Consider the following 19,801-nt stretch of genomic DNA (forward strand, 5'->3'; position numbering starts at 1 on the left):
CATTTTCAATACAACGGGCCGCATAGGTGGCAAGCTTAGTCCCTTTGTTCGGATCAAAGGTGTTAATACCTTTGATTAAACCGATCGTCCCGATGGAGATCAGATCGTCCCCATCCTCACCCGTACCATCAAACTTTTTGACAAGATGCGCAACTAAGCGCAAATTATGCTCCACTAAGGTATTGCGCGCATTCTCAACTTCACGGGTTAAGGTAAAAGGTTCTGTTTTACTTTGGCTGAGGATTTTTAAATAACGCGCTTCCTCCTGTTCATTTAAAGGCTGAGGAAAGGCATTATTGTTAATATACGAGACTAGTAAGGTGACTCCCTTTAAAACAGAGAGCGCAATACTGACAAAGAAGAGTTCTGCGATCATCTTCTCCACTCCTTTCGCATGGTATTCTAATACCTATGCTTAGAAGCCGGAGATTTTGCTTATCCACTGAATATAAAATAGGGTCGTAACGAGACTTGAGATTTTTTCAAACTGGTGGTGCGTTATTCCAAAATAGAGGACTGTACACCTTTGAAGTGGTGAACAGTCCTCCAATATATAAGGATTACAAATAGAGTGGGAATGTAATAAACCGGAAAACAAGTTTCCTTACATCCCCATTTTCAGGGTTGAAATAGTTTCTCGGGAGTATCTACACCAAAGGAGGAATTCATAAAGGCTGGTCCCTGAGTTGAATCGCCGGAACTTCCGAGACTGGCATAAGCTGTCAGCTTTAAGTCCGCCCGCATGTTCTGTTGCGTACCGGTAAGGCTTATGGATTTAATTTCCAGCCGTTGCCCCCCCCCGAATTGCAAATCATGAACCATGGTGAGTATGTCCGTCGTTTTACCTAAACAGCTAAAACTCATGCCCATCTCTTGATAGGCACCTTTGGTTTGAGCCTGCTCAAAGGCTAAAGTTTGAGGAATAACCGAGTGTTGTTTAGCCAAAGTATAGAGCCCCACCATGAGTTGAGGGTTATCAATCCGATTAGGAAGCTGGGCATTCAATTGGAGGACCTTAGCCTCTAAGGTTTTAATTTCCTCTTGAAGCCCACTTTGATTATTTTGGTAGGAGAGCAATTCCTGATAATGATTTTCCTGGGCATTTAATTGGCTTGTTGAACTTTGAATAACCGTCCATTCCGGCAAAAAAAGAACTGTTATATAAGCATAGACAAGCCCGAAGATCAGAAATAGGATTAGTATCACCTTTTCAAGCTTTTCCTTTTTTAACTCCTTCACCCTTTTTGCTCCTTACTCTTCAACGTCTGTAACTAAAATCCTAATTCTACTTTAACTTTAAATTAAAATTCAAAGTTTGTGCCTTATCTTCCAACGATACAGTCTGAATATCAACCTCTTGAAACATCCCAGAATCACGCAAACTAACCCACAGACGCGCCACGTCAACCGGTATTGGAACACTTACTCCCATTGTCAAGGCATTTTCTTGCAGGGAAAACGTATTAATTACCGTCCCTATAGGAAAGGTCTTCATTAGTTTTTCTAATATAGGCCCGGGATCTCGGGTACTCTCTTGCATAAGATCCAATAACTGCTCTTGCTCTTCAGCTTGAATCTTTAACCCCTTAAGTTGGTTAACCTGATTATTGATCCCCTCGAGCGCGATGATTTGCTTTTCAACAAGGGTAATATCTCGCTTCACCTTATATTCCCACAGCCAGGGAATACTTCCGGCTACAACTAAGATTAATATGCTTCCTATGCCCCAAAGTAATGCTCTTTCCTTCCATTTTGAAGGGCTTCCATTCTCTCTGGCCAGCCCTTCAAGCCACCGCTTTGCAAAATTAAACTCTCTTTTTTCTCTCATTTAGCCCTCCCGCAAGGCCAAACCATAAAGGCTGCCATATTTCATCCCGTTCTTCTGATGTATACTCATTTTCTTGCTGAAACGAGGACGCCAAGCATTCGGGAAGCCTACCTGAGTGGTTATTTCTAAATTGCTCTCAAAAATCTCTTCTAAGTAGGGAAGATTAGCGTAGTCTCCAGTAATATAAATGCAATCAATGGATTTACCAAAATGCCGTGCTGCAAAAAAGCCGAAGAATTCGGAGAGAGACTGCAGGACATTTCCCAAAGTCGTTTCAACTTCTTTTTTAGCCCAATCATTCAATTTTGCGGTCTGCAGCTCTAATTCTTCTCCCTCTTCGGCTTGTCCATGCCCAAGATCTTGAGCATTCAGGGTAATCGCAACTTGATCTAACTCCTTTAATGAAACCTCTAAATCGGAAAACAGGAAAAACACTCCTTGCTCTAGGAGGATAAATTCCACACGCTCAGCACTTAGATCAACAATTGCTAAATCAAGAGGAGTTCCCAACTCATCCGTATTTGCTTGTTTTTTATCTTTTAGGGTCAATTGCGAATACAATCGTGCCAATCCATCGGCCGCTAAGTCAACCACTTTTGGTTTAAATCCAATCTCTTCCCACTCAGACCAAAATTTTTTCCACTGATACTTAGGCAGGGCAGCAAGAAGAACTCTTAACCTCATTTCCCCATCTTCTTTAAAATGTTCTAAAACTCTATAATCCACAACATAATCTAAAATATTCAAAGTAAAATATTGATCCACTTGTTCCGTCAATAGCCTATCTAAATCTTGGGTCGACATAAGGGGAAGAGTAATCATCCGCGTAATCACTCCCTGACACGAAACTGCAATTCGCAGCTTGTTCACAGGAATACGGTTCCTATTTAACCACGCCTTTAGTAAATCCGTTTTTCCAACAGCATTCAAGTGCTTCTTTTCATTCAAATCCTCTTTCTGCAATCGCAGATCTTCACCAAGCTGGTCTTGTACGCTATCGAATTCATTCTTAGTATCTGCACGAAATTCTGACAAATGGAGAATATCCAGCTTGCTCTTATAGCGAGCCACTTTGGCAACAACCCAGTGATTTCCCTTAATAACCGCCAGCCACTGTTTCTGCTTAAACATGTTGCATTCTCCTTAAATTCTGTTTTTCCACCTTTGATGTAAATGTAAAATTCCCAAGGAGCCTTTTGATTTAATACATTTCATCATAGAACTCTATGCCAAGGATATTTTAGGATACTTTGTACGTATTATAGTTCCCATTCTCGAATAATTCCGCCATTGATCGGTAAAACCTTTAACAAATACGACCCAGACAAAGAGTTGTTGGTGGTATTAAGGGTAGCCGAGATTATACTGGTTCCAGCAGAGATTCCGGAGACTAAGACTTTTTTTTCGTCAATATCTCCGATAGCAGCAACTGAGCTAACACTGCTAAACCATTTAACTCTCTCGGTAACATCAGTGCTTGTCCCGTCACTATACTTCAAATGGGCGGTAAATGGTTGAGTATCTCCAACAAAGATGGCCTTCATCATCGGCACTGGTACTGGTTTAACGATTAAAGTCATAACCATACTTAGGTCCATAATTTCAAGGGTAGCGGAAGCCGTGATGCTCACTCCATTTATGATATAAGTAGCTGAAATTATACTGGTTCCCGCACTTATACCTGTGGCTAAGCCACTTGACGAATCAATTGTTGCAATATTTGGTTGATCGCAGGACCATTCCACATATTCCGTTACTACTTCTCTTTCCTTTCCTTCAAAATCAGTGAGTATCGCTTGGTACTGTTGTGTCGAGCCTAATAAAATCCATGAAAAAGCGGGCTCAATACTTAATGTCGGCAACGCTACTGTAAGCTGAGCCTCAGCCCTAAGGCTCACTCCATTAATCATATAGGTTCCTGTAATTGTACAGGTTCCCCCTCCAGAACCGGCAGCTAATCCAGAGGGATCTATGGTTGCCACACTCGTCTTATCACTGAACCAAGTTACAAAGGGTGTCACATCTGTGGTATACCCCTCATAATCAGTGAGTGTAGCTTGGTACTGTTGTGTCGACCCTAATGATATCGTAGTGTCTATTGGAGCTATGCTCAGGATAGGCTTTACAATTATCAACGAAGCCGTAGCTGTCATACTTAGTTCATCAACCCTATAAGTTGCCGAAATTACACTCTCTCCTAATCCATTTTCGGTTGCCAATCCAGTAGAATTAATGGTTGCCACTCCTGCACTGCCACTGGACCAAGTTAAGGATGGTGATTGGGTCACATCTGTTTCAATCCCAGCCGCATCAGTAAATTTAGCCTTATATTGCTGAGTAGAACCTAACGAAATTGTTGAAGTTGTCGGGATTATGCTGAAGTTAACAACTGACAACGGAGTTGTATCCCCAATACTCACTCCATTAATCATATAGGCACCTGTAATTATACAGGTTCCCACTCCAGACCCAGTAGCTAATCCAGATGTATCTATAGTTGCTATATTCGTCTCATCACTGGACCAGTTGGCTGATTCTGTGACATCTGTCTGGTGTCCGTCAAAATCCGTGAGTCTTGCTTGATACTGTTGTTCAGACCCCAGCAAGATCGTTTGGTTAGCCGGGGTTATAATCAGGGTCGGCTTTATTACCGTAAGTGAAGTTGAAGCCGTCACGCTGACCCCATTAAAGATATAGGTTGCCTGAATAGTACAGAATCCCAAGTTATTTGCCGTAGCTAATCCTGATTGGCTAATTGTTGCCGCCAATACTGAAGCATCAAACGTAATACTTGACCAGTGATCTATTGCCGGTGTAACATCTATCACTTTCCCAGTAGGATCTGTAAATTCGGCTTGATATTGTTGAGTGGAACCTATTGAGATAATTCTATTCTCTGGTTTAATCCTTAAATTAACAACCATAAGCGTTGCCCTCGTCGAAATGTTAATACCATCAATTTGATAGATGGCTGTAATTGTACAGGTTCCCACTCCCTTACTAGTGGCTAATCCAGACGATTCAATAGTTGCTACACTCGAACCGTTGCTTGACCATGTTACCAATTCTGTTACATCTGCAATCCCGTCTGAATCTTCAAGGATAGCCTTAAATGCCTGGGTAGAACCTAAAGGAATAATGGCGCTTTCGGGATCAATTCTAAGGGTCGGGGATATTACTGTAAGCTGGGACGTATCTGTGTAGGTAACATTATTAATTGTATACTCCCCTGTAATTAGACAGGTTCCCAAACCAATACTTGTTGCCAAACCACTTGGGTCAATGGTTGCCACACTCGGATCACTGCTTGACCACTTTACTTGTGGTTCTGTACCTGCAATTAGACTTGTTAAATCATTATTACTGCTATCGATATTTAACTGATTAACTTGTATCCCAACTTGATTTCCAATCACTCGGCCATAAATATTCAGATACGTGCCATTCATAGTAATAGTACCATTGGGTGCGTAAACCATTCCCTTTAGATTTACACTGTTATTACCTATTTTTATATTACCGTTTTTCGAATAAAGGCTAACAGGAGCATCATTCATGACTGATAAAGTGGTGGAATTAACCGTTATATCTCCCGTTGCCACGATAGGGCCTATTCCTGAAAAGTCATTACAATTTATCGTTAAATTACCATCAACATAAATTGGAGAATTTAAATAAATGTTAGTATCATTATAGGTTTTATTGCCATTATAAGTTTGTCCAGTCGCCTGAGCCATCGCTATGATTGCATTACCGACATCAGGCATAACTATAGACGAAGCATTCTGAACTACCTCTCCAATATGAATATCATTCATATTGCCATTCAGCTGCACCGTTGTTACAGCCTCACAAGTTTCGGATATATTAAGCTTATAAACAGATGCAATAAAGCCTCTATTTGAATGAGTACTACCATTTATTTTAATATCAGTTCCATTTAACGACAATGTCGACGTTGAACTTCCTGAAAAAAGCGCATAATTAAATGCTTCCGGAATAATAATAGCCGGTTCATCCGATATAGGGGTTGTATTTCCTTGTGAATCCGTAAAGAGAGCTTGAAACTTTTGGGTAGAATTTAATAGAATCGTTGCTTCCGGCGGAATCACATTGAGTGCGGCCTGATTACCTATAACAGTAAAGGTGCCTGATACTGTAACATTACCTTTGCCAGGATTACCATATACTTTAACCCTCCACTTTCCGGGGTATGGACAGCTAAGGTCTAATGTTGCATATGTATTCCCAGGCCCTCTGGGGATTGTTATAGCAGTTTGAAAGGTTTGATTGTTATTCGGATCAAACAAGGTTACTTGCAAAGGGATATCCTGATTTACCTCAGGAGACTGGGCATTGCCTTTATTAACAGCATAAATATAGATCGGGAAAACCTGACCGGCACTAACAACCAGCTTACTAATATCTTCTTTCTTAGTAAAGTCGTCGCTGCTCTGAATCGAAAAGGTTTTAGCTGAATTTCCCCCGTTCCCATTATCATCACTGTTCGCAGTGGCAAAAACTAAAGTACCTAAAAGGACAACCAATATTAAAGCTAGTCCAACAAATAGGGCTAAGTGATTCTTTCTCTTTTTCATTTAACCTCCCTAAATCCCAGGTCTCTAGTTTAACCTAAGCAATACTCGAGGGTTCACCCATATCTAGTTGTTCTAAGGATTTAATACAAAACATCAGAAAAAGCGATCAATGACTCATTGGTAATTTAAATAGAAAACTTCCGTATTCTAAGCTTAAGGTGTATCCATACTCATTTTAAAGGCGTATTCTTTTTGCAGAGTTCTTAAGATTCGGTTTTTATCATCTTTACTTGGGTAATACCCCTCACTGGTTGCCGTAATAGTATACACCTGATCTGAATCTAGATTAGAATTAAAGTATAGGTTGGGATCAGGACTAACTGACACAGTAACTTCAAATTCTCCTCGATAAGCTGATCCAAAAGGACTTAGCTTTTTTATTGTTAGCTCAGTATCCGTATAATTCCCTTTCTTCACCGCATCAACCACAGCATCAACCATGACAGCAATTCCATAGGTTGTTCCTGCATCTGCTAAGTAGTATGCTTTTAGTGCTTTCTCCTCAGTGGTTTGCATTTTAAACTGATTATTGACGAAGGAAAAAAGAATACCGGATATCAAGAGTAAGACCATTACAGCCACAACAGCTGTCAACATGGCTGAACCGCGCTCTCTCATAGTTTTCTCCCCCTAGTATAAGCGCATATAAGAGACAAGTTCATAAGTTCTGTTGATACTTGTATCCTCTGCAACCAAAACAATCTTAACAAGCCTTGGACTAATTTCGTCCTGAGTTAGAATTAATGACTTAATCTGATCAGAAATTAGATGATCCTTCCTATTCCCATCCCGATACCACAATTTATGATTTTGTTTATCAAAAAAAATCACTGTGCCATCAGGAGGGGAAGGTTTTCCGGTTAAGGAATCTATCGCAGGATTTTCATTGATTAAGCAATAATTAGTCGAAGTAGAAGAATAGATATAAACTCCGCTGTTATACCCTTTTTTTGTTGTACTGTCTCTTGGGTTATCCCCATATGAGTAAGTTTTATTTGGAACGAGGCGCATCTCATCTAAAATATGCATCATGGCAGACCGAGCATTGTGATCAAGGTCATTTTGTTTGCTGGCATTGTTATATAATCTAATCTCAGAGCGCATCAATTGAGAGACATAAAGCATTAGAAAGCCAAAGATTGTTATGGCAATCATTAGCTCTAATAAAGTAAACCCACTGTTTTTAAAACCAGCTCTCTTATCAAAGAACCTATTATTCATCGTAGTTGTACCTGTAGTTATACATTTCAACATGGGAAATATTCGGTGATTTAACAGAAGCAGTCACTTTAAAAGGGGTTAAACCTAGTGGCAGCAGCTCAGGAATATCAACGTCTGAACTAGCTTTTGCAGTAATTCTGCCACTTGTTAAGTCCTCATTCTCCCCTTCTAAGGCGGCTTCCATCGCCCCGGCAGCAAAGAAGACCATTTGCTGGCGTAATTCTTGTTGACCGAGGAAACGATAGGATAGCGAATTGCTCTGTGCTACAAAAACTGTCCCCATAAGTAAAATGGTGATAGCTATGACAACTTCTAAGATTGTCATACCGTCTTCCTTATTAGTTTTCATCCTTAGCCCTCCAAATCACCCTTTAATCTTAAAGTATTGGATGAAAGCTTATTCCCAATTAATCTTAACACTCAAATCCTTTGATGTTTGGCCTATACTGACACTTTGACGGGACTTACGAGAATTAGACAAGATGATACTAACAGGGCTAACTTCAAGAAAACCCTTTCTATCAAAAACTAAACATTTATCATAGAGCGGAATGTTGTTAATAACATTTCCATCCGCTGTTGTAGTTGGGATGTTTTTAAGCCCTTCATTGCTCAGATCACTAAAATCAAACTTTATTCCCGAATCAAATCTTTGTGGATTCTCTATTACAGCATACTCATATTCATGAGAGCTATTATTTTTAATCACATGGAATGTTTGAATACTTTTTGAATTAACCATTACATAAACTTCTGTTCGCCGATCCATAGCATATTGTTTGGCATTGCGTAATTGCATTGCTACAATTTGAGCCGAAGATTCCAGATGATAATGATCATTAACTCCTTGATACTTGGGAACAGTTACCATTGCCAGTATCCCAACTACTGCAATTACCAGCATTATCTCTATTAAAGTAAATCCCAGGCTGCTTTTCTTATAACATGGGAATCTACAGGAAGTGTCCACATGACGCCCTCCAAGCTCTGATTTATTGACCCCCGGCACCTCCACCGACCCCACTCGCCATATTGAATATAGGTAAGGCAATTGCAATGATTAGCCCCCCAGCAAAGACTCCAATAATGATCGTAAAGATCGGTTCGACCAAAGCCACTAAACGTGCAAGCCCAATCTCCACCCGCTTATCATAGTGATTCGCCACTTCGACCATTAGTTCCTCCAACCGCCCCGTTTCTTCCCCAATAGACATCATTTGTATAATGAGAGGATCGAAGAAAGGCTCTTGTCCGAAGGCCAAGGCCATTGTCTCTCCTTTAATAATTCGATCTTTTGAACGGACAATCGCTAACCGGGGAACTTCGTTGCCCACGATGTTTTCTAGGGAATTTAAAATCGGCACAATAGGAATAGCAGAATGTAAAAACAAGGCTAGGGTTCTGGAGAAACGGGCAATAACTACGTCTTTTATGTTTTTACCCAAAAGAGGAGTTCTGAGAAGAAAAGAATGCAGGTAAAAAAGGTACTTAGGAATCTTAAATACCCTGACTAAAAGCACTGCGAGTGCTACAAAACCTAGCAAGAGGTATATTCCATTACTCTGAAAAAAATCAGCGGTATCAACAATCATTTGAGTTGCTAATGGCAGGCTTTGACCATTCCCCTTCATAAGTTCAGTGATCTCAGGAAGAATAAAACTCATAAACATGACAATAAGTCCGACAAGGACAATTAACATAGTCAAAGGGTATATTGCCGCGCTTGTAATCTTTTTTTGAATAAAATTTTCTCGCTCATAGTATTCTGCCATATTAGTCAGGACAGAGTCCAGGTTTCCGCTTTCCTCACCGACACTGACAATATTAATTAAAAGTTCCGGTAAAGCCCCTTGGCATTCTCGCATGGCCGCAGATAAAGAACTGCCTCGACTAACACTGCGATTGATGATTCCAATGACCTCTTTCAAACGCCGATCCTCCATCTGAGAATGAAGAATGCCCAATCCCCTGACTAAATTGGCTCCTGATCGAATCATCATCGACATTTGTGTACAAAAGGCAGAAATAGCTTCATGTTTCACCTTAGGTTTGAATTTCTTAGAGAGTAACCCACTCAACGAGGACGATTTTTCTAGAAAGATAACTTGCCAGCCATTCTCGCTTATCTGCCGTCTGGCAGCCTCTAGATCCGCCGCTTCTAATGCTCCTTCAGTCACGCGTGTTTTTTCATTAATTACTTTGTAGCGAAATTGCATTCCTGCCGTTCACCTCAGATTATTCATTCACATAAGTCACCCTTAGAAGTTCATCCAAGGTTGTAATTCCATCTAAAACCAGTCTTGCGGCCGCCTGCTTGAGAGTCGTCATCCCCTGATTAATCGCATACTCTCTTAATTCGTCCGCTGTTGCTCGCTGGTCAATAAGCTGTCTATGCCCCGCAGTAATCGGCATCATTTCAAAAATAGCAATTCGGCCTTTATATCCGCTCTTATTGCAGTAAATACACCCCTGCCCGTTTTTTAACACAAAAGGGGTTACCTTGGGTATTTCCAAGATAGAATGCTCTTTTAAGCCTGCCTTATATTCAGTCGCACATTGAGGACAGATGCGCCGGACAAGTCTTTGAGATATAATTCCAATAATTGAAGCAGAGAGTAGGAAAGGCTCTATATCCATATCTACTAAACGAGTAATTGAACTGGCTGCGTCATTGGTATGAATGGTCGACAACACTAAATGTCCTGTTAATGCGGAGCGCACAGCGATTTGTGCCGTTTCATTGTCCCTCATCTCGCCCACCATGATGATGTCCGGATCTTGTCTCAAAATTGATCGGAGCCCGGTTGCAAATGTCAGTCCAGCCTTGGTGTTGACCTGCATTTGATTGATCCCTTTGAAGTTGAATTCAACAGGGTCTTCAAGAGTCACCAGATTTTTATCCGGTGTATTCAACTGGTTCAGAGCTGTATAAAGAGTCGTTGTCTTGCCGCTTCCCGTTGGGCCTGTAACTAATACGATCCCATAAGGTCTAGAGATCAAGTCCTCAAAGACTTTCAAATCTTTGCCGGCAAGTCCTAAAGCTTCTGTCTCAAGAATAGTACTTGATTTGTCTAAAATACGCAAAACAACCTTTTCTCCATACATTGTGGGAGATGTGGAAACCCGAAAGTCAATCATCTTCCCCCCCACCAGATAGGAAATTCGGCCATCTTGAGGCAAACGTCGTTCCGCAATATTGAGGTCAGCCATAATTTTCACCCGGCTGACAACCGGACCTGCCATACTAATCGGAGTCCGCATAATTTCACGCAACACACCATCCATCCTGAAGCGCACCCGAAGTTCTTCCTCTATTGGTTCAATGTGAATATCACTGGAATGGTTATTAACCGCATTGTCAATAATCGTATTTAGAAATTTGATAATTGGGGTTGATTCCTCATCAACGACTTCCACACCGGAAACGTTAAGAGACGCCAACTGAGATGTTGCTGCAACCGGTGCCACGCCCAATTGTTTGGCATAGTCACGGGCCGCCTTTTCCGCTTCACTTCGACCATAGAATCGATCTATAGCTCGGAGAATATCTTCCTTTTTGGCTAAACAAGGTTTGATCATCATTCCTGAAGCTAAGCGCAAATCATCGATCCCAAAATAATCAGTCGGATCGCACATAGCCACCAGAAGCTGAGCGTTGTTCATTTCCACGGGAAGAACCGTGTATTTCCGCACAACGTTCTCTGGAAGTAAGCGAAGAACCTGTTCGGACACAACAACTCGGTTAAGATCAATCGAAGGCAGTCCCAACTGACTTTGCATCGTACGCAGAATATCCTCTTCAGTGACAAGCCCTTGCTTAATTAGGACCTCGCCTAAACGAAGACCAAGAGACCTTTGCATTGCAAGAGCCTCTTCTAATTGAGTTGGAGAAATCACACCACCAGCGATGAGTATTTCTCCAAGACGTTTGCGTTCTTGGCGTAGAGCCATGGGGACTCCTCCTTTCCGAGTTACTTTAAGAATATAGGAAAAGGGTGTTTTGGTAAACACCCTTTTCCTATATTTAACGATTGTATATAGATCAATTAAGGAGTTATGTCGACTGACAAGTCATCAATAATATCTCCATTATTATCATGAGCAGTTATTCTAATAGTTAATAGATCAGAGTCATCAACCTCTACAACTACTGCTCCTTCTTTAGTACGTCTATTTGTATCCGATGTTCTTTGTACGATTAAAGCAGCTTCCTCACTTACACTATCAGTTACATTTTTACTAAAAGTAAAAGGATTTGTAATTTCCTGATCCTCAAATGCAGCTACTATGTCATCCTGGATGTCGGCTTCACTTGTACTTTTGTCTGCCCATTTTGTTATCTTACTCTGAACATAGCCCTCGACTAACCGAATGTTGGTATCCAGCCCAGTTGTTTTTGCCTGAGTCTTAATCGTCCCCACCTTCGGCACCAACACAACCGCCAGAATCCCAATTACCGCGATAACAATCATAAGTTCGATTAAAGTAAAACCATTATCTTTTCTACGTTTGATCATCTCGTTCAACTTATTCATCCTCTCCTCTTATGTACTTTTTCACTTAGCCTTCTAGGGCTTTAGGCCCATTTTTGCAGGACTTTAGTCCTATTAACCTTTTTCTATATATTATCGGTTTTATTATTAGTCGTCAATAGGTATAATTACCAAATTTTATAATAATCGATATAAATTTGAGAATATTCACGACCCCAGAATCTAATAAACATGCTTGTCATCCCTAGCATAAGACCTTAATTGAAAAATAACAATGCTTAGCCTATTAATTATTAATGCAATTTATTCCAATTTAGAACATTTTCCTTGAATTTAAAACACTTTTCTTCAAATTAGATTTCATTGAGGCGTCATAATTGTATGGTCATCTGTAATCCTGTCATCAGCTTCCCTTTTTCGTCACAGCCATATACAACTACACTGTTGTCAGGGTGTATAATTGTAAGGACAGCGCCTTTATAGGCAGAAGGTTCATTTGCTGATGGTACAATAGATTCTGACTCAGCTAAAACATAGACTGCTGCAGTTGGTTCATCGATATAGGGTTTATTTGTTGTAACACCAACCTTATTTGTAATTGGATTCCTCATATCTTCAAATTCTGGGATTACTGAATCTCCAAATACTTCTCTTAATTTTATGTCTAGGGTATCAGTTGCTTCAAGTCCGTATATGGCAGTGGTAACCGATCTAAAATTAGCCTGCACCCCCGTAAGTTTCGCAGCGGTTCTAATATGCTCAACCTCCGGAAATGCCAGAACCCCCACGATCGCAATGACAATCATAAGCTCAGTCAGTGTGTACCCGCCTTCTTTTCTGGATTTAATCATGCTAATCTATCCCTCCCACATAAAATGTTGCCATTTTGCAGGAGTTATAACCTATAATAAAGATCAGTTTTCAAAACATAACAATAATAATATACAAAATTAACTGAATAGTGGTATTATTACCTTAAACAAGTTCAACTATGACAAGGAGGATTACAGCAATGACCGATCATGTATCCTATCAAGGAACTGATGATTACATAGTTTCGAACGATCTTCGCAACAGTGTTAATATCTCAGTCTCCCTAAAAAGACCGCTCCTAATCAAGGGGGAGCCTGGCACCGGCAAAACCGTCTTGGCGGAAAGCATTGCCCGCTCTCTTGGACTCCGATTACTTATCTGGAATATTAAGTCCACCACCAAAGCACAGGATGGCCTTTATGTTTATGACACGGTCCAACGCCTCTATGACAGTCAATTCGGTGAACAGAATGTTTCCGACATAAAACGATATATTAAGTTAGGTAAACTCGGAGAAGCCTTTGAATCCACCGAGCGGATTGTCCTTTTAATCGATGAAATCGATAAAGCGGACTTAGAATTCCCCAATGATCTGCTCTGGGAATTAGACGTAATGAACTTTTACATCCCGGAAACTGGGGAAACCATCACAACCAAACACCGTCCTATAGTGATCATCACCAGCAATGCGGAAAAGGAACTGCCGGATGCCTTTTTGCGGCGTTGTATCTTCCACTATATTGACTTTCCAGATCAAACAATGATGGAAGAGATTGTTCACGTCCATTTTCCTGAGCTAGAATCTAAACTGCTGGCGGAAGCACTAAAATCTTTCTATTGGTTGCGAAGCGTCGCAGGCTTACAGAAAAAGCCCAGTACCAGCGAACTTCTCGATTGGGTACAGGCCTTAACCATTGGCGGTATTGAACCGGATAGAATTACAAAGGAAATCCCTTTCTTAGGTGCGTTGTTAAAGAAGAATCAGGATTTTGATCTGGCCTTAAGGCAACTTCATTCGCGGGGGACAGACAGTCCGTCACGCGCCAACAGTCGCGGCTGGTAGAGCAGACTATGTATACTAACTTTTTTTATCAATTACGACGCGAAGGGGTTCCTGTTTCTATCACAGAATGGATGACCTTGATGGAGGCGCTTAACGAAGGTTTGGCCGGATCAAGCCTATCGGGATTTTACTATCTCGCCAGAGCTGTCTTAGTCAAAAGCGAAAGTCACTTTGACCAATATGACCTTGCCTTTCAGAACTATTTTCGAGGGATAGAGACTCCTGCACAATTATTAGATCAGGTTTCCAAATGGATGGAAAATCCTTTACCACCTAAGATGTTTTCTGAAGAAGAACGCAATGAACTCTTGAATAAATTAGGTTTACCCGATTGGGAGAGTTTAAAATCGGCTTTAGAAGAACGCCTGCGTACACAGGATGGTCCTCATCACGGCGGAGGTAAATGGGTCGGAACGGGTGGGACCTCCCCCTTCGGGCACTCTGGGTTTCATCCAGGGGGGGTGCGTATAGGGGGCGAGTCATACGGGCAATCCGCTGTGAAAGTAGCCGCCGAGCGAAATTACCGGGAGTATCGCAGTGACAAAACCTTAGGAGTGCGTCAGTTCGAAGTCGCCTTACGTAAATTGCGCCAGTTCAGCACACGTCTTGACGGAGCTAAAGACCAACTTGATTTAGATGACACTATTGATAAAACTTGTAAAAATGCCGGAAAATTGAAACTTGTTTGGACGAGGCCGCGTAAAAACACTGTTAAGCTTATTGTCCTGATGGATGCGGGGGGATCCATGGCCCCCTATGCCAAAATCTGCAGTCAGTTGTTTTCTGCAGTGCATAAATCTTCTCATTTCAAGGATCTAAAATTCTTTTACTTTCACAACTGTTTTTATGATCAGTTATATTTAGATGCTACTTGCAGCCCCAAAAGAGCAGTCAAGACTATTGATACTATGCATCTACTCAGTAAAGACTATAAAGTCATTATCATAGGGGATGCAGCCATGGCACCAAGTGAACTCACGATGATTGGTGGGAACATCTTTTGGGATTTAGGCAATGAGGAACCGGGGTACACATGGTTAGAACGTTTAGCTAAGACCTTTCCCTATAATGTTTGGCTTAACCCTATACCCGAGAAATATTGGGAACGAGTTCACGGCTATCACACCATTAAAATGGTACGCAGTGTCTTTCCAATGTATGAACTAACCCTAGAGGGGCTTGATCAAGCCATCAAAAAGTTGATGGTCCGCAAATAGCAGAAGGAACCCTTTGGGTTCCTTCTGCTATTTACATAAATTCGATCTCCAACGGCATCTTTAATATCAGTTCTTTTAACTCTGGCCAACAATACTTTGTGGTTTGGATCATAACCTCACCTAATTCTTTGTTCGTGGTTGTAACGATGCCGAGATGGCCTAACCCCTCTACAAGTTTGCAAAGCATTTGGATCTGTGACCGATCTATGCGCGCTTTTATAATAAGGTCAATATCCGAGAGATGTGCCCCAGGTTGGTCTGAAAAATTCATCTGCTACTCCCCTAATTTCTCTATATTGTCTTAAATGAATTTGTCTAAATGAACTCTATCTCAAACGGCATCTGCTCTATAGCCTTCTTTAAATCCGGCCAACAGTGTTTCGTTGTTTGAATCATAACTTCCCCAATAGCTTTATTCGTTGTTGTTACAATGCCTAAATGCCCTAAACCCTCCACAAGTTTATCTAACATTTGCATTTCTACCCGTGCTAAGCGCGCTTTAACGATAACATCAACATCCGAAACAAGAGGACTTGATTGCTCTGAACCATCATAATTCATTCACTCGTCTCCTTAAACTACTATTGTGGACTTGTTTCTATCAGTTCATCACATCACGCTTCACTTTCTCTCGCTTTTCGCCCGCCTCAAAATACTGTAAGGAAGGACTTTTCTCGGGACGGTCATCCTAATCTTCTGCTGTGCATGACGAGCCACTTCTATCGGTTCTCCCTCAGCATCCCGCATTGCCGTAACTTCAAACGACCAACAGTCGCCCTGGGGTGTCAGAACCTCTAAAACCTCTCCCAGCTTAAAGTTGTTCCGTTGCTCGATCCAGGCTGTGTTCTCCTCTGTGGGTTCTGTGACATCTGCGGCATCGTTATCTATGATCCCTTCATCCAACCGAACTCCTACGAAGTCATAATCCCGAACATAATGAGAAGACACTAAATTATGCGAGCTCGCCCCCGGCTTCCCAAAGAGAAATCCTGCCGAATAATCCCGGTGACTGACTTTGTCCATCTCTTCTAACCACTGAGGGAGCTTGGCCTGAAAGGCTTCTTCCCCCTGATCCCAAAGAGTGTCTATGGCTTCCCGGTAAACCTTAACTGTACTGGCAACATATTGAACGCTTTTCATCCGTCCTTCGATCTTATAACTGTCTATATCAATTGCTTTTAACAGGGGCAGATGAGGCAAGAGGCATAAATCATGTGAGTTAAACACATAAGTCCCGCGTTCATCCTCCTCAATAGGAAAGACTACCCCAGGCCGTTTTTCTTCCACTAGTGCGTATCCCCATCGACAGGGCTGAGTACACTCTCCCCGATTAGCATCTCTTCCTGTCAAATAATTACTCAGCAAGCATCTCCCGGAATATGACATACACATGGCTCCATGGATAAAGATTTCCAGTCCCCCATCCACTTTAGCACGTACCGTTCTTATCTCTTCCAGCGTCAGTTCTCGAGCGAGAACCACCCGCTCAATCCCTTGCTTCAGCCAAAATCGAACGGAATATGAATTTGTGTTATTGGCCTGTGTGCTTAAATGAAGAGGCAGTCGAGGAGCCACCTCCTGGGCTAGGGCAATAACCCCCGGATCTGAGACAATCGCTCCGTCAACCCCTAAGGTTTCCAACTGCTTGAGGTAAGCCGGGAGTTCTTCAAAATCCGACTCATGAGCGAAGATATTTACGGTTATATAAAGTTTCTTCCCTAAATCATGGGTCCAGCGAACCCCTTGCTCCATCTCTCGGAAACCGAAATTCCCGGCGTAAGCCCTCAGACCAAAAGCCTGTCCTCCCATATAAACAGCATCCGCTCCGTAGGCCAGAGCGTATCTTAACTTTTCCCAATCTCCCGCAGGAGCTAACAATTCCGGTTTTCTCATGAGGATTCCCCTAACTTTAAATCTTTTCCATAACACCTCTTGACGAAGTGCCTTCTGCCATATTACAATACAGAAAATTAACATGCAAGACAATGAAGAGAATTAGTAAGTCTTTGAGGAATGTTTTAGCGAGTCAGAGAAGGTGAGAGTCTGATACACTTCCCGCAGACCGAATGGATCTCAGAGTCGTAATCCGAACATGCTTTTGCATCAGTAGGTGATACCGGGGGTTTCCCGTTACAGAGACACGGATATCGAGAGGTCGACTCTCCGCATCTGCTAATTTGTTGCCGAGAAATGCATCCTGCTCCGTATCTAAGCTTGGAATATGGGTATCTTACCATGTAGGTCCCATACAAAAAAGGTGGCATATAGAAATTAACTTTCTGTCCTTTAAAGGGCGGAAAGTTTTTTAGTTTCCAATAGTTAAATTATAAGATGAGATGGAGGAATTTATTATGCAAAAAGGTTATTTTGGTGAATATGGCGGAAGTTTTGTCCCTCCTCAATTAGAAAACGCCTTGAATCAGTTGGACGACGCCTTCGAAAGGTATAAGGATGATCCTGACTTCAATCAAGAACTCGACTATTATCTCCGTCAATATGTAGGCCGTCCCAACCCCCTCTACTATGCCAAAAAGCTCTCTCAGCAATTAGGAGGGGCTAAAGTCTACCTCAAACGAGAGGATCTTAACCATACTGGTGCGCACAAAATCAACAACGTCCTCGGCCAAGCACTGCTTGCTAAACGCATGGGTGCCAGACGGGTCATAGCAGAAACCGGAGCGGGACAACACGGCGTGGCCACAGCAACAGCCTGTGCCCTCTTTGACATGGAATGCGTGATATATATGGGGGAAGAAGATACAAAGCGCCAATCTCTCAATGTCTTCCGCATGGAACTATTGGGAGCCAAAGTAATCCCTGTCACATCTGGAACACGCACTCTGAAGGATGCCGTGGATGCGGCCTTAGGGGACTTCGCCGTGAACTATGAAAATACTTTCTATATGTTGGGCTCTGCTGTCGGCCCCCATCCCTTCCCCTCCCTTGTAAAACACTTCCAAGCGATTATCTCTCGGGAGGCACGCCAGCAAATACTCGAAGCTGAAGGTAAACTTCCTGATGCGGTCATGGCCTGTGTTGGCGGCGGCAGCAACGCCATCGGCATGTTTGCGAACTTTATCAAGGATTCCTCTGTTAAACTCATAGGAGTTGAGCCGGCGGGTCTGGGTTTGGAAACAGGCAAACACGCTGCTCCCCTCACCGCCGGAGCTCCCGGAATCGTACACGGCTTTAAATGTTACGTCATGGCAGACGAAAAGGGAGAGCCTCTTGCCACCCACTCCATTTCAGCCGGTCTGGACTATCCCGGTGTTGGACCCGAGCACAGCTATCTTAAAGACATTGGCCGTGCAGAATATGTCAGCATTACCGATGATGAGTCTCTCGAAGCCTTCCATCGGCTTTCCCGAACTGAAGGCATCATCCCTGCTCTGGAGAGCGCACATGCCGTAGCTTATGCACTTAAGCTTGCCCCAACAATGAGTCCTGAGCAAATTCTCATCGTCAATATATCCGGCCGCGGTGACAAAGACGTGGAACAAATCTACCAATTAACTCACTGATACTCTTCTACGTTTTTGAGATGCTCTGCATAGGTTTTAGCAAATACATGATAGCCGTCTTTTTTGGCCACATAGTATCTGAACTCCGTTTGGGCCGGGTTTAATACCGCCTGCAAGGAAGCATGTCCCGGACTGGCAATCGGACCCGGTGGAAATCCGGAATGGAGGTAAGTATTATAGGGAGAGGGAATCTGCAGATCCTCGTAAGAAAGATTCGCTTTTGGAGTTTCGAGCAAGAATTGAATAGTAGCATCTATTTGAAGGGGCTGATTAATCTTTAATCGATTCATTAATACCGAAGAGATCAATGGGCGATCAGCCTCTTTCACTGCCTCTTTTTCAATGAGAGAGGCTAAGGTAACCCACTGAGCAACTGTAAGTTTCTTAACAGTGAGTTGATTCTGTACTTCTGGCGTCAGCTCTTTCTCAAATTGCCGAAGAAGCAAATCAATGACGGCATGAGGGGTTGTGGTTACTGGAATATCGTAGGTATTAGGAAATAAATATCCTTCTAAGCGGTGAACTCCTTTAGGGGCATCCTTTAAGAATGAATAGGGAAAATCATCTTCCGTAACAACTTTCATATACCTCTCTTTACTGCCTATTCCTTTTTGGACGAGAAGTTCAACAATTTGTTTGGTAGTATACCCTTCTGGAATGGTCACCAGGTTAGTCTTTGAGGCAATTGAACGACCAATTAAGCGATCTATCATTTCCCTCGGGGACATTCCAGGGGCTAATTGATAATCCCCGACATACAATTTGAAATCTTCTTGACGTTCACGAGCTAAAAACTTAAACACCCACGCACTGCGTATTAGATGACGCTTTTGTAACTCCTCGGCTAATTGCCCTGCGGTTGTTCCAGAAACAATCGTGATTTTTTCTGTGTTTCCTGACGTGGAGTAGGGCATATTAGCCCAATTCCACCAAGACAATAATCCGCCCCCCCCGACCAAGGAAAGAAGAACAATCCACGTAAATATGCCAATGGTCTTCTTTTTTCTGGCCATTTCTCACTCTCTCTTTCTATTATTCCAGTAAGAT

General features: G+C 42.2%; 20 protein-coding genes. 3 read left to right on the forward strand and 17 right to left on the reverse strand.

The genetic code is table 11. The features are described from left to right. The 13 genes from LJE72_RS20860 to LJE72_RS20920 form a co-directional block, all read right to left on the reverse strand. The coding region (locus LJE72_RS20860) for a sigma factor (protein WP_282437938.1) at positions 1-376 on the reverse strand (376 nt) is incomplete at its 3' end. Between the two features lie 242 nt (positions 377-618). Next, a complete protein-coding gene (pilO, locus tag LJE72_RS20865) occupies positions 619-1,239 on the reverse strand; it encodes a type 4a pilus biogenesis protein PilO (protein ID WP_229249919.1) in 621 nt (206 codons plus the stop codon). Positions 1,240-1,285: 46 nt separating this feature from the next. After that, entirely contained in the window at positions 1,286-1,828 is a 543-nt protein-coding gene (locus tag LJE72_RS20870) for a PilN domain-containing protein (RefSeq protein WP_229249920.1), read from the reverse strand. Further along, positions 1,829-2,959, reverse strand: a complete 1,131-nt coding sequence (gene pilM / locus LJE72_RS20875) for a pilus assembly protein PilM (RefSeq protein WP_229249921.1) — start codon at positions 2,957-2,959, stop codon at positions 1,829-1,831. Positions 2,960-3,087: 128 nt separating this feature from the next. Beyond that, positions 3,088-6,426 carry an Ig-like domain-containing protein gene (locus LJE72_RS20880; RefSeq protein WP_229249922.1) on the reverse strand — a complete coding sequence of 1,113 codons (3,339 nt, stop codon included), beginning with the start codon at positions 6,424-6,426 and terminating at the stop codon, positions 3,088-3,090. Positions 6,427-6,579: 153 nt separating this feature from the next. Further along, positions 6,580-7,044 carry a hypothetical protein gene (locus LJE72_RS20885; protein ID WP_229249923.1) on the reverse strand — a complete coding sequence of 155 codons (465 nt, stop codon included), beginning with the start codon at positions 7,042-7,044 and terminating at the stop codon, positions 6,580-6,582. Between the two features lie 12 nt (positions 7,045-7,056). Then, positions 7,057-7,647 carry a PilW family protein gene (locus LJE72_RS20890; RefSeq protein ID WP_229249924.1) on the reverse strand — a complete coding sequence of 197 codons (591 nt, stop codon included), beginning with the start codon at positions 7,645-7,647 and terminating at the stop codon, positions 7,057-7,059. After that, positions 7,640-7,996, reverse strand: a complete 357-nt coding sequence (locus LJE72_RS20895) for a type IV pilus modification PilV family protein (RefSeq protein WP_229249925.1) — start codon at positions 7,994-7,996, stop codon at positions 7,640-7,642. The genes LJE72_RS20890 and LJE72_RS20895 overlap by 8 nt, the downstream gene beginning before the upstream one ends. Positions 7,997-8,044: 48 nt before the next feature. Further along, the gene (locus tag LJE72_RS20900; protein WP_229249926.1) at positions 8,045-8,617 is read right to left on the reverse strand and encodes a pilus assembly FimT family protein; all 573 of its coding nucleotides are present in this window, start codon (positions 8,615-8,617) and stop codon (positions 8,045-8,047) included. 22 nt (positions 8,618-8,639) lie between these two features. After that, complete coding sequence (locus tag LJE72_RS20905) at positions 8,640-9,863, reverse strand: type II secretion system F family protein (RefSeq protein ID WP_229249927.1); 1,224 nt, start codon at positions 9,861-9,863, stop codon at positions 8,640-8,642. Positions 9,864-9,882: 19 nt separating this feature from the next. Then, the gene (locus LJE72_RS20910; protein ID WP_229249928.1) at positions 9,883-11,598 is read right to left on the reverse strand and encodes a GspE/PulE family protein; all 1,716 of its coding nucleotides are present in this window, start codon (positions 11,596-11,598) and stop codon (positions 9,883-9,885) included. Between the two features lie 95 nt (positions 11,599-11,693). After that, positions 11,694-12,182 carry a competence type IV pilus major pilin ComGC gene (locus LJE72_RS20915; protein WP_229249929.1) on the reverse strand — a complete coding sequence of 163 codons (489 nt, stop codon included), beginning with the start codon at positions 12,180-12,182 and terminating at the stop codon, positions 11,694-11,696. Between the two features lie 329 nt (positions 12,183-12,511). Further along, positions 12,512-12,991, reverse strand: coding sequence for a type II secretion system protein (locus tag LJE72_RS20920; RefSeq protein WP_229249930.1), 480 nt, complete (start codon positions 12,989-12,991; stop codon positions 12,512-12,514). A 161-nt stretch (positions 12,992-13,152) separates the two neighbouring features. Here LJE72_RS20920 and LJE72_RS20925 point away from each other — a divergent pair, with 161 nt between their 5' ends. Both LJE72_RS20925 and LJE72_RS20930 read left to right on the forward strand, forming a co-directional pair. Beyond that, positions 13,153-14,016, forward strand: coding sequence for an AAA family ATPase (locus tag LJE72_RS20925; protein ID WP_229249931.1), 864 nt, complete (start codon positions 13,153-13,155; stop codon positions 14,014-14,016). An 8-nt stretch (positions 14,017-14,024) separates the two neighbouring features. Then, complete coding sequence (locus tag LJE72_RS20930) at positions 14,025-15,233, forward strand: vWA domain-containing protein (protein WP_229249932.1); 1,209 nt, start codon at positions 14,025-14,027, stop codon at positions 15,231-15,233. 31 nt (positions 15,234-15,264) lie between these two features. Here LJE72_RS20930 and LJE72_RS20935 read toward each other — a convergent pair whose 3' ends face one another. The 3 genes from LJE72_RS20935 to LJE72_RS20945 are packed head-to-tail and all read right to left on the reverse strand — an operon-like array spanning position 15,265 to position 17,126. Further along, positions 15,265-15,504, reverse strand: coding sequence for a DUF4911 domain-containing protein (locus LJE72_RS20935; RefSeq protein WP_229249933.1), 240 nt, complete (start codon positions 15,502-15,504; stop codon positions 15,265-15,267). Positions 15,505-15,548: 44 nt separating this feature from the next. Further along, positions 15,549-15,794: a DUF4911 domain-containing protein gene (locus LJE72_RS20940; protein ID WP_229249934.1), complete on the reverse strand. Its 246-nt coding sequence runs from the start codon at positions 15,792-15,794 to the stop codon at positions 15,549-15,551. A 60-nt stretch (positions 15,795-15,854) separates the two neighbouring features. Further along, the gene (locus LJE72_RS20945; RefSeq protein ID WP_229249935.1) at positions 15,855-17,126 is read right to left on the reverse strand and encodes a peptidase U32 family protein; all 1,272 of its coding nucleotides are present in this window, start codon (positions 17,124-17,126) and stop codon (positions 15,855-15,857) included. Between the two features lie 458 nt (positions 17,127-17,584). Between LJE72_RS20945 and trpB the strand changes: the two genes are divergently transcribed. After that, complete coding sequence (gene trpB / locus LJE72_RS20950; RefSeq protein ID WP_229249936.1) at positions 17,585-18,754, forward strand: tryptophan synthase subunit beta; 1,170 nt, start codon at positions 17,585-17,587, stop codon at positions 18,752-18,754. Here the strand turns inward: trpB and mltG are convergent. Continuing rightward, positions 18,748-19,767: an endolytic transglycosylase MltG gene (gene mltG, locus LJE72_RS20955; RefSeq protein ID WP_229249937.1), complete on the reverse strand. Its 1,020-nt coding sequence runs from the start codon at positions 19,765-19,767 to the stop codon at positions 18,748-18,750. The two genes, trpB and mltG, sit on opposite strands and share 7 nt — an antisense overlap. Between the last annotated feature and the right edge of the window lie 34 nt (positions 19,768-19,801).

It is taken from the genome of Desulfosporosinus shakirovi, assembly GCF_020595055.1.
GTDB lineage: Bacteria > Bacillota > Desulfitobacteriia > Desulfitobacteriales > Desulfitobacteriaceae > Desulfosporosinus > Desulfosporosinus shakirovi.

Coding starts and splice junctions, on each gene's coding strand:
- LJE72_RS20870 (WP_229249920.1), bottom strand. CDS start 1,828: ATGAGAGAAAAAAGAGAGTTTAATTTTGCAAAGCGGTGGCTTGAAGGG.
- pilM (WP_229249921.1), bottom strand. CDS start 2,959: ATGTTTAAGCAGAAACAGTGGCTGGCGGTTATTAAGGGAAATCACTGG.
- LJE72_RS20880 (WP_229249922.1), bottom strand. CDS start 6,426: ATGAAAAAGAGAAAGAATCACTTAGCCCTATTTGTTGGACTAGCTTTA.
- LJE72_RS20885 (WP_229249923.1), bottom strand. CDS start 7,044: ATGAGAGAGCGCGGTTCAGCCATGTTGACAGCTGTTGTGGCTGTAATG.
- LJE72_RS20890 (WP_229249924.1), bottom strand. CDS start 7,647: ATGAATAATAGGTTCTTTGATAAGAGAGCTGGTTTTAAAAACAGTGGG.
- LJE72_RS20895 (WP_229249925.1), bottom strand. CDS start 7,996: ATGAAAACTAATAAGGAAGACGGTATGACAATCTTAGAAGTTGTCATA.
- LJE72_RS20905 (WP_229249927.1), bottom strand. CDS start 9,863: ATGCAATTTCGCTACAAAGTAATTAATGAAAAAACACGCGTGACTGAA.
- LJE72_RS20910 (WP_229249928.1), bottom strand. CDS start 11,598: ATGGCTCTACGCCAAGAACGCAAACGTCTTGGAGAAATACTCATCGCT.
- LJE72_RS20915 (WP_229249929.1), bottom strand. CDS start 12,182: ATGAATAAGTTGAACGAGATGATCAAACGTAGAAAAGATAATGGTTTT.
- LJE72_RS20920 (WP_229249930.1), bottom strand. CDS start 12,991: ATGATTAAATCCAGAAAAGAAGGCGGGTACACACTGACTGAGCTTATG.
- LJE72_RS20925 (WP_229249931.1), top strand. CDS start 13,153: ATGACCGATCATGTATCCTATCAAGGAACTGATGATTACATAGTTTCG.
- LJE72_RS20930 (WP_229249932.1), top strand. CDS start 14,025: ATGTATACTAACTTTTTTTATCAATTACGACGCGAAGGGGTTCCTGTT.
- LJE72_RS20935 (WP_229249933.1), bottom strand. CDS start 15,504: ATGAATTTTTCAGACCAACCTGGGGCACATCTCTCGGATATTGACCTT.
- LJE72_RS20940 (WP_229249934.1), bottom strand. CDS start 15,794: ATGAATTATGATGGTTCAGAGCAATCAAGTCCTCTTGTTTCGGATGTT.
- LJE72_RS20945 (WP_229249935.1), bottom strand. CDS start 17,126: ATGAGAAAACCGGAATTGTTAGCTCCTGCGGGAGATTGGGAAAAGTTA.
- trpB (WP_229249936.1), top strand. CDS start 17,585: ATGCAAAAAGGTTATTTTGGTGAATATGGCGGAAGTTTTGTCCCTCCT.
- mltG (WP_229249937.1), bottom strand. CDS start 19,767: ATGGCCAGAAAAAAGAAGACCATTGGCATATTTACGTGGATTGTTCTT.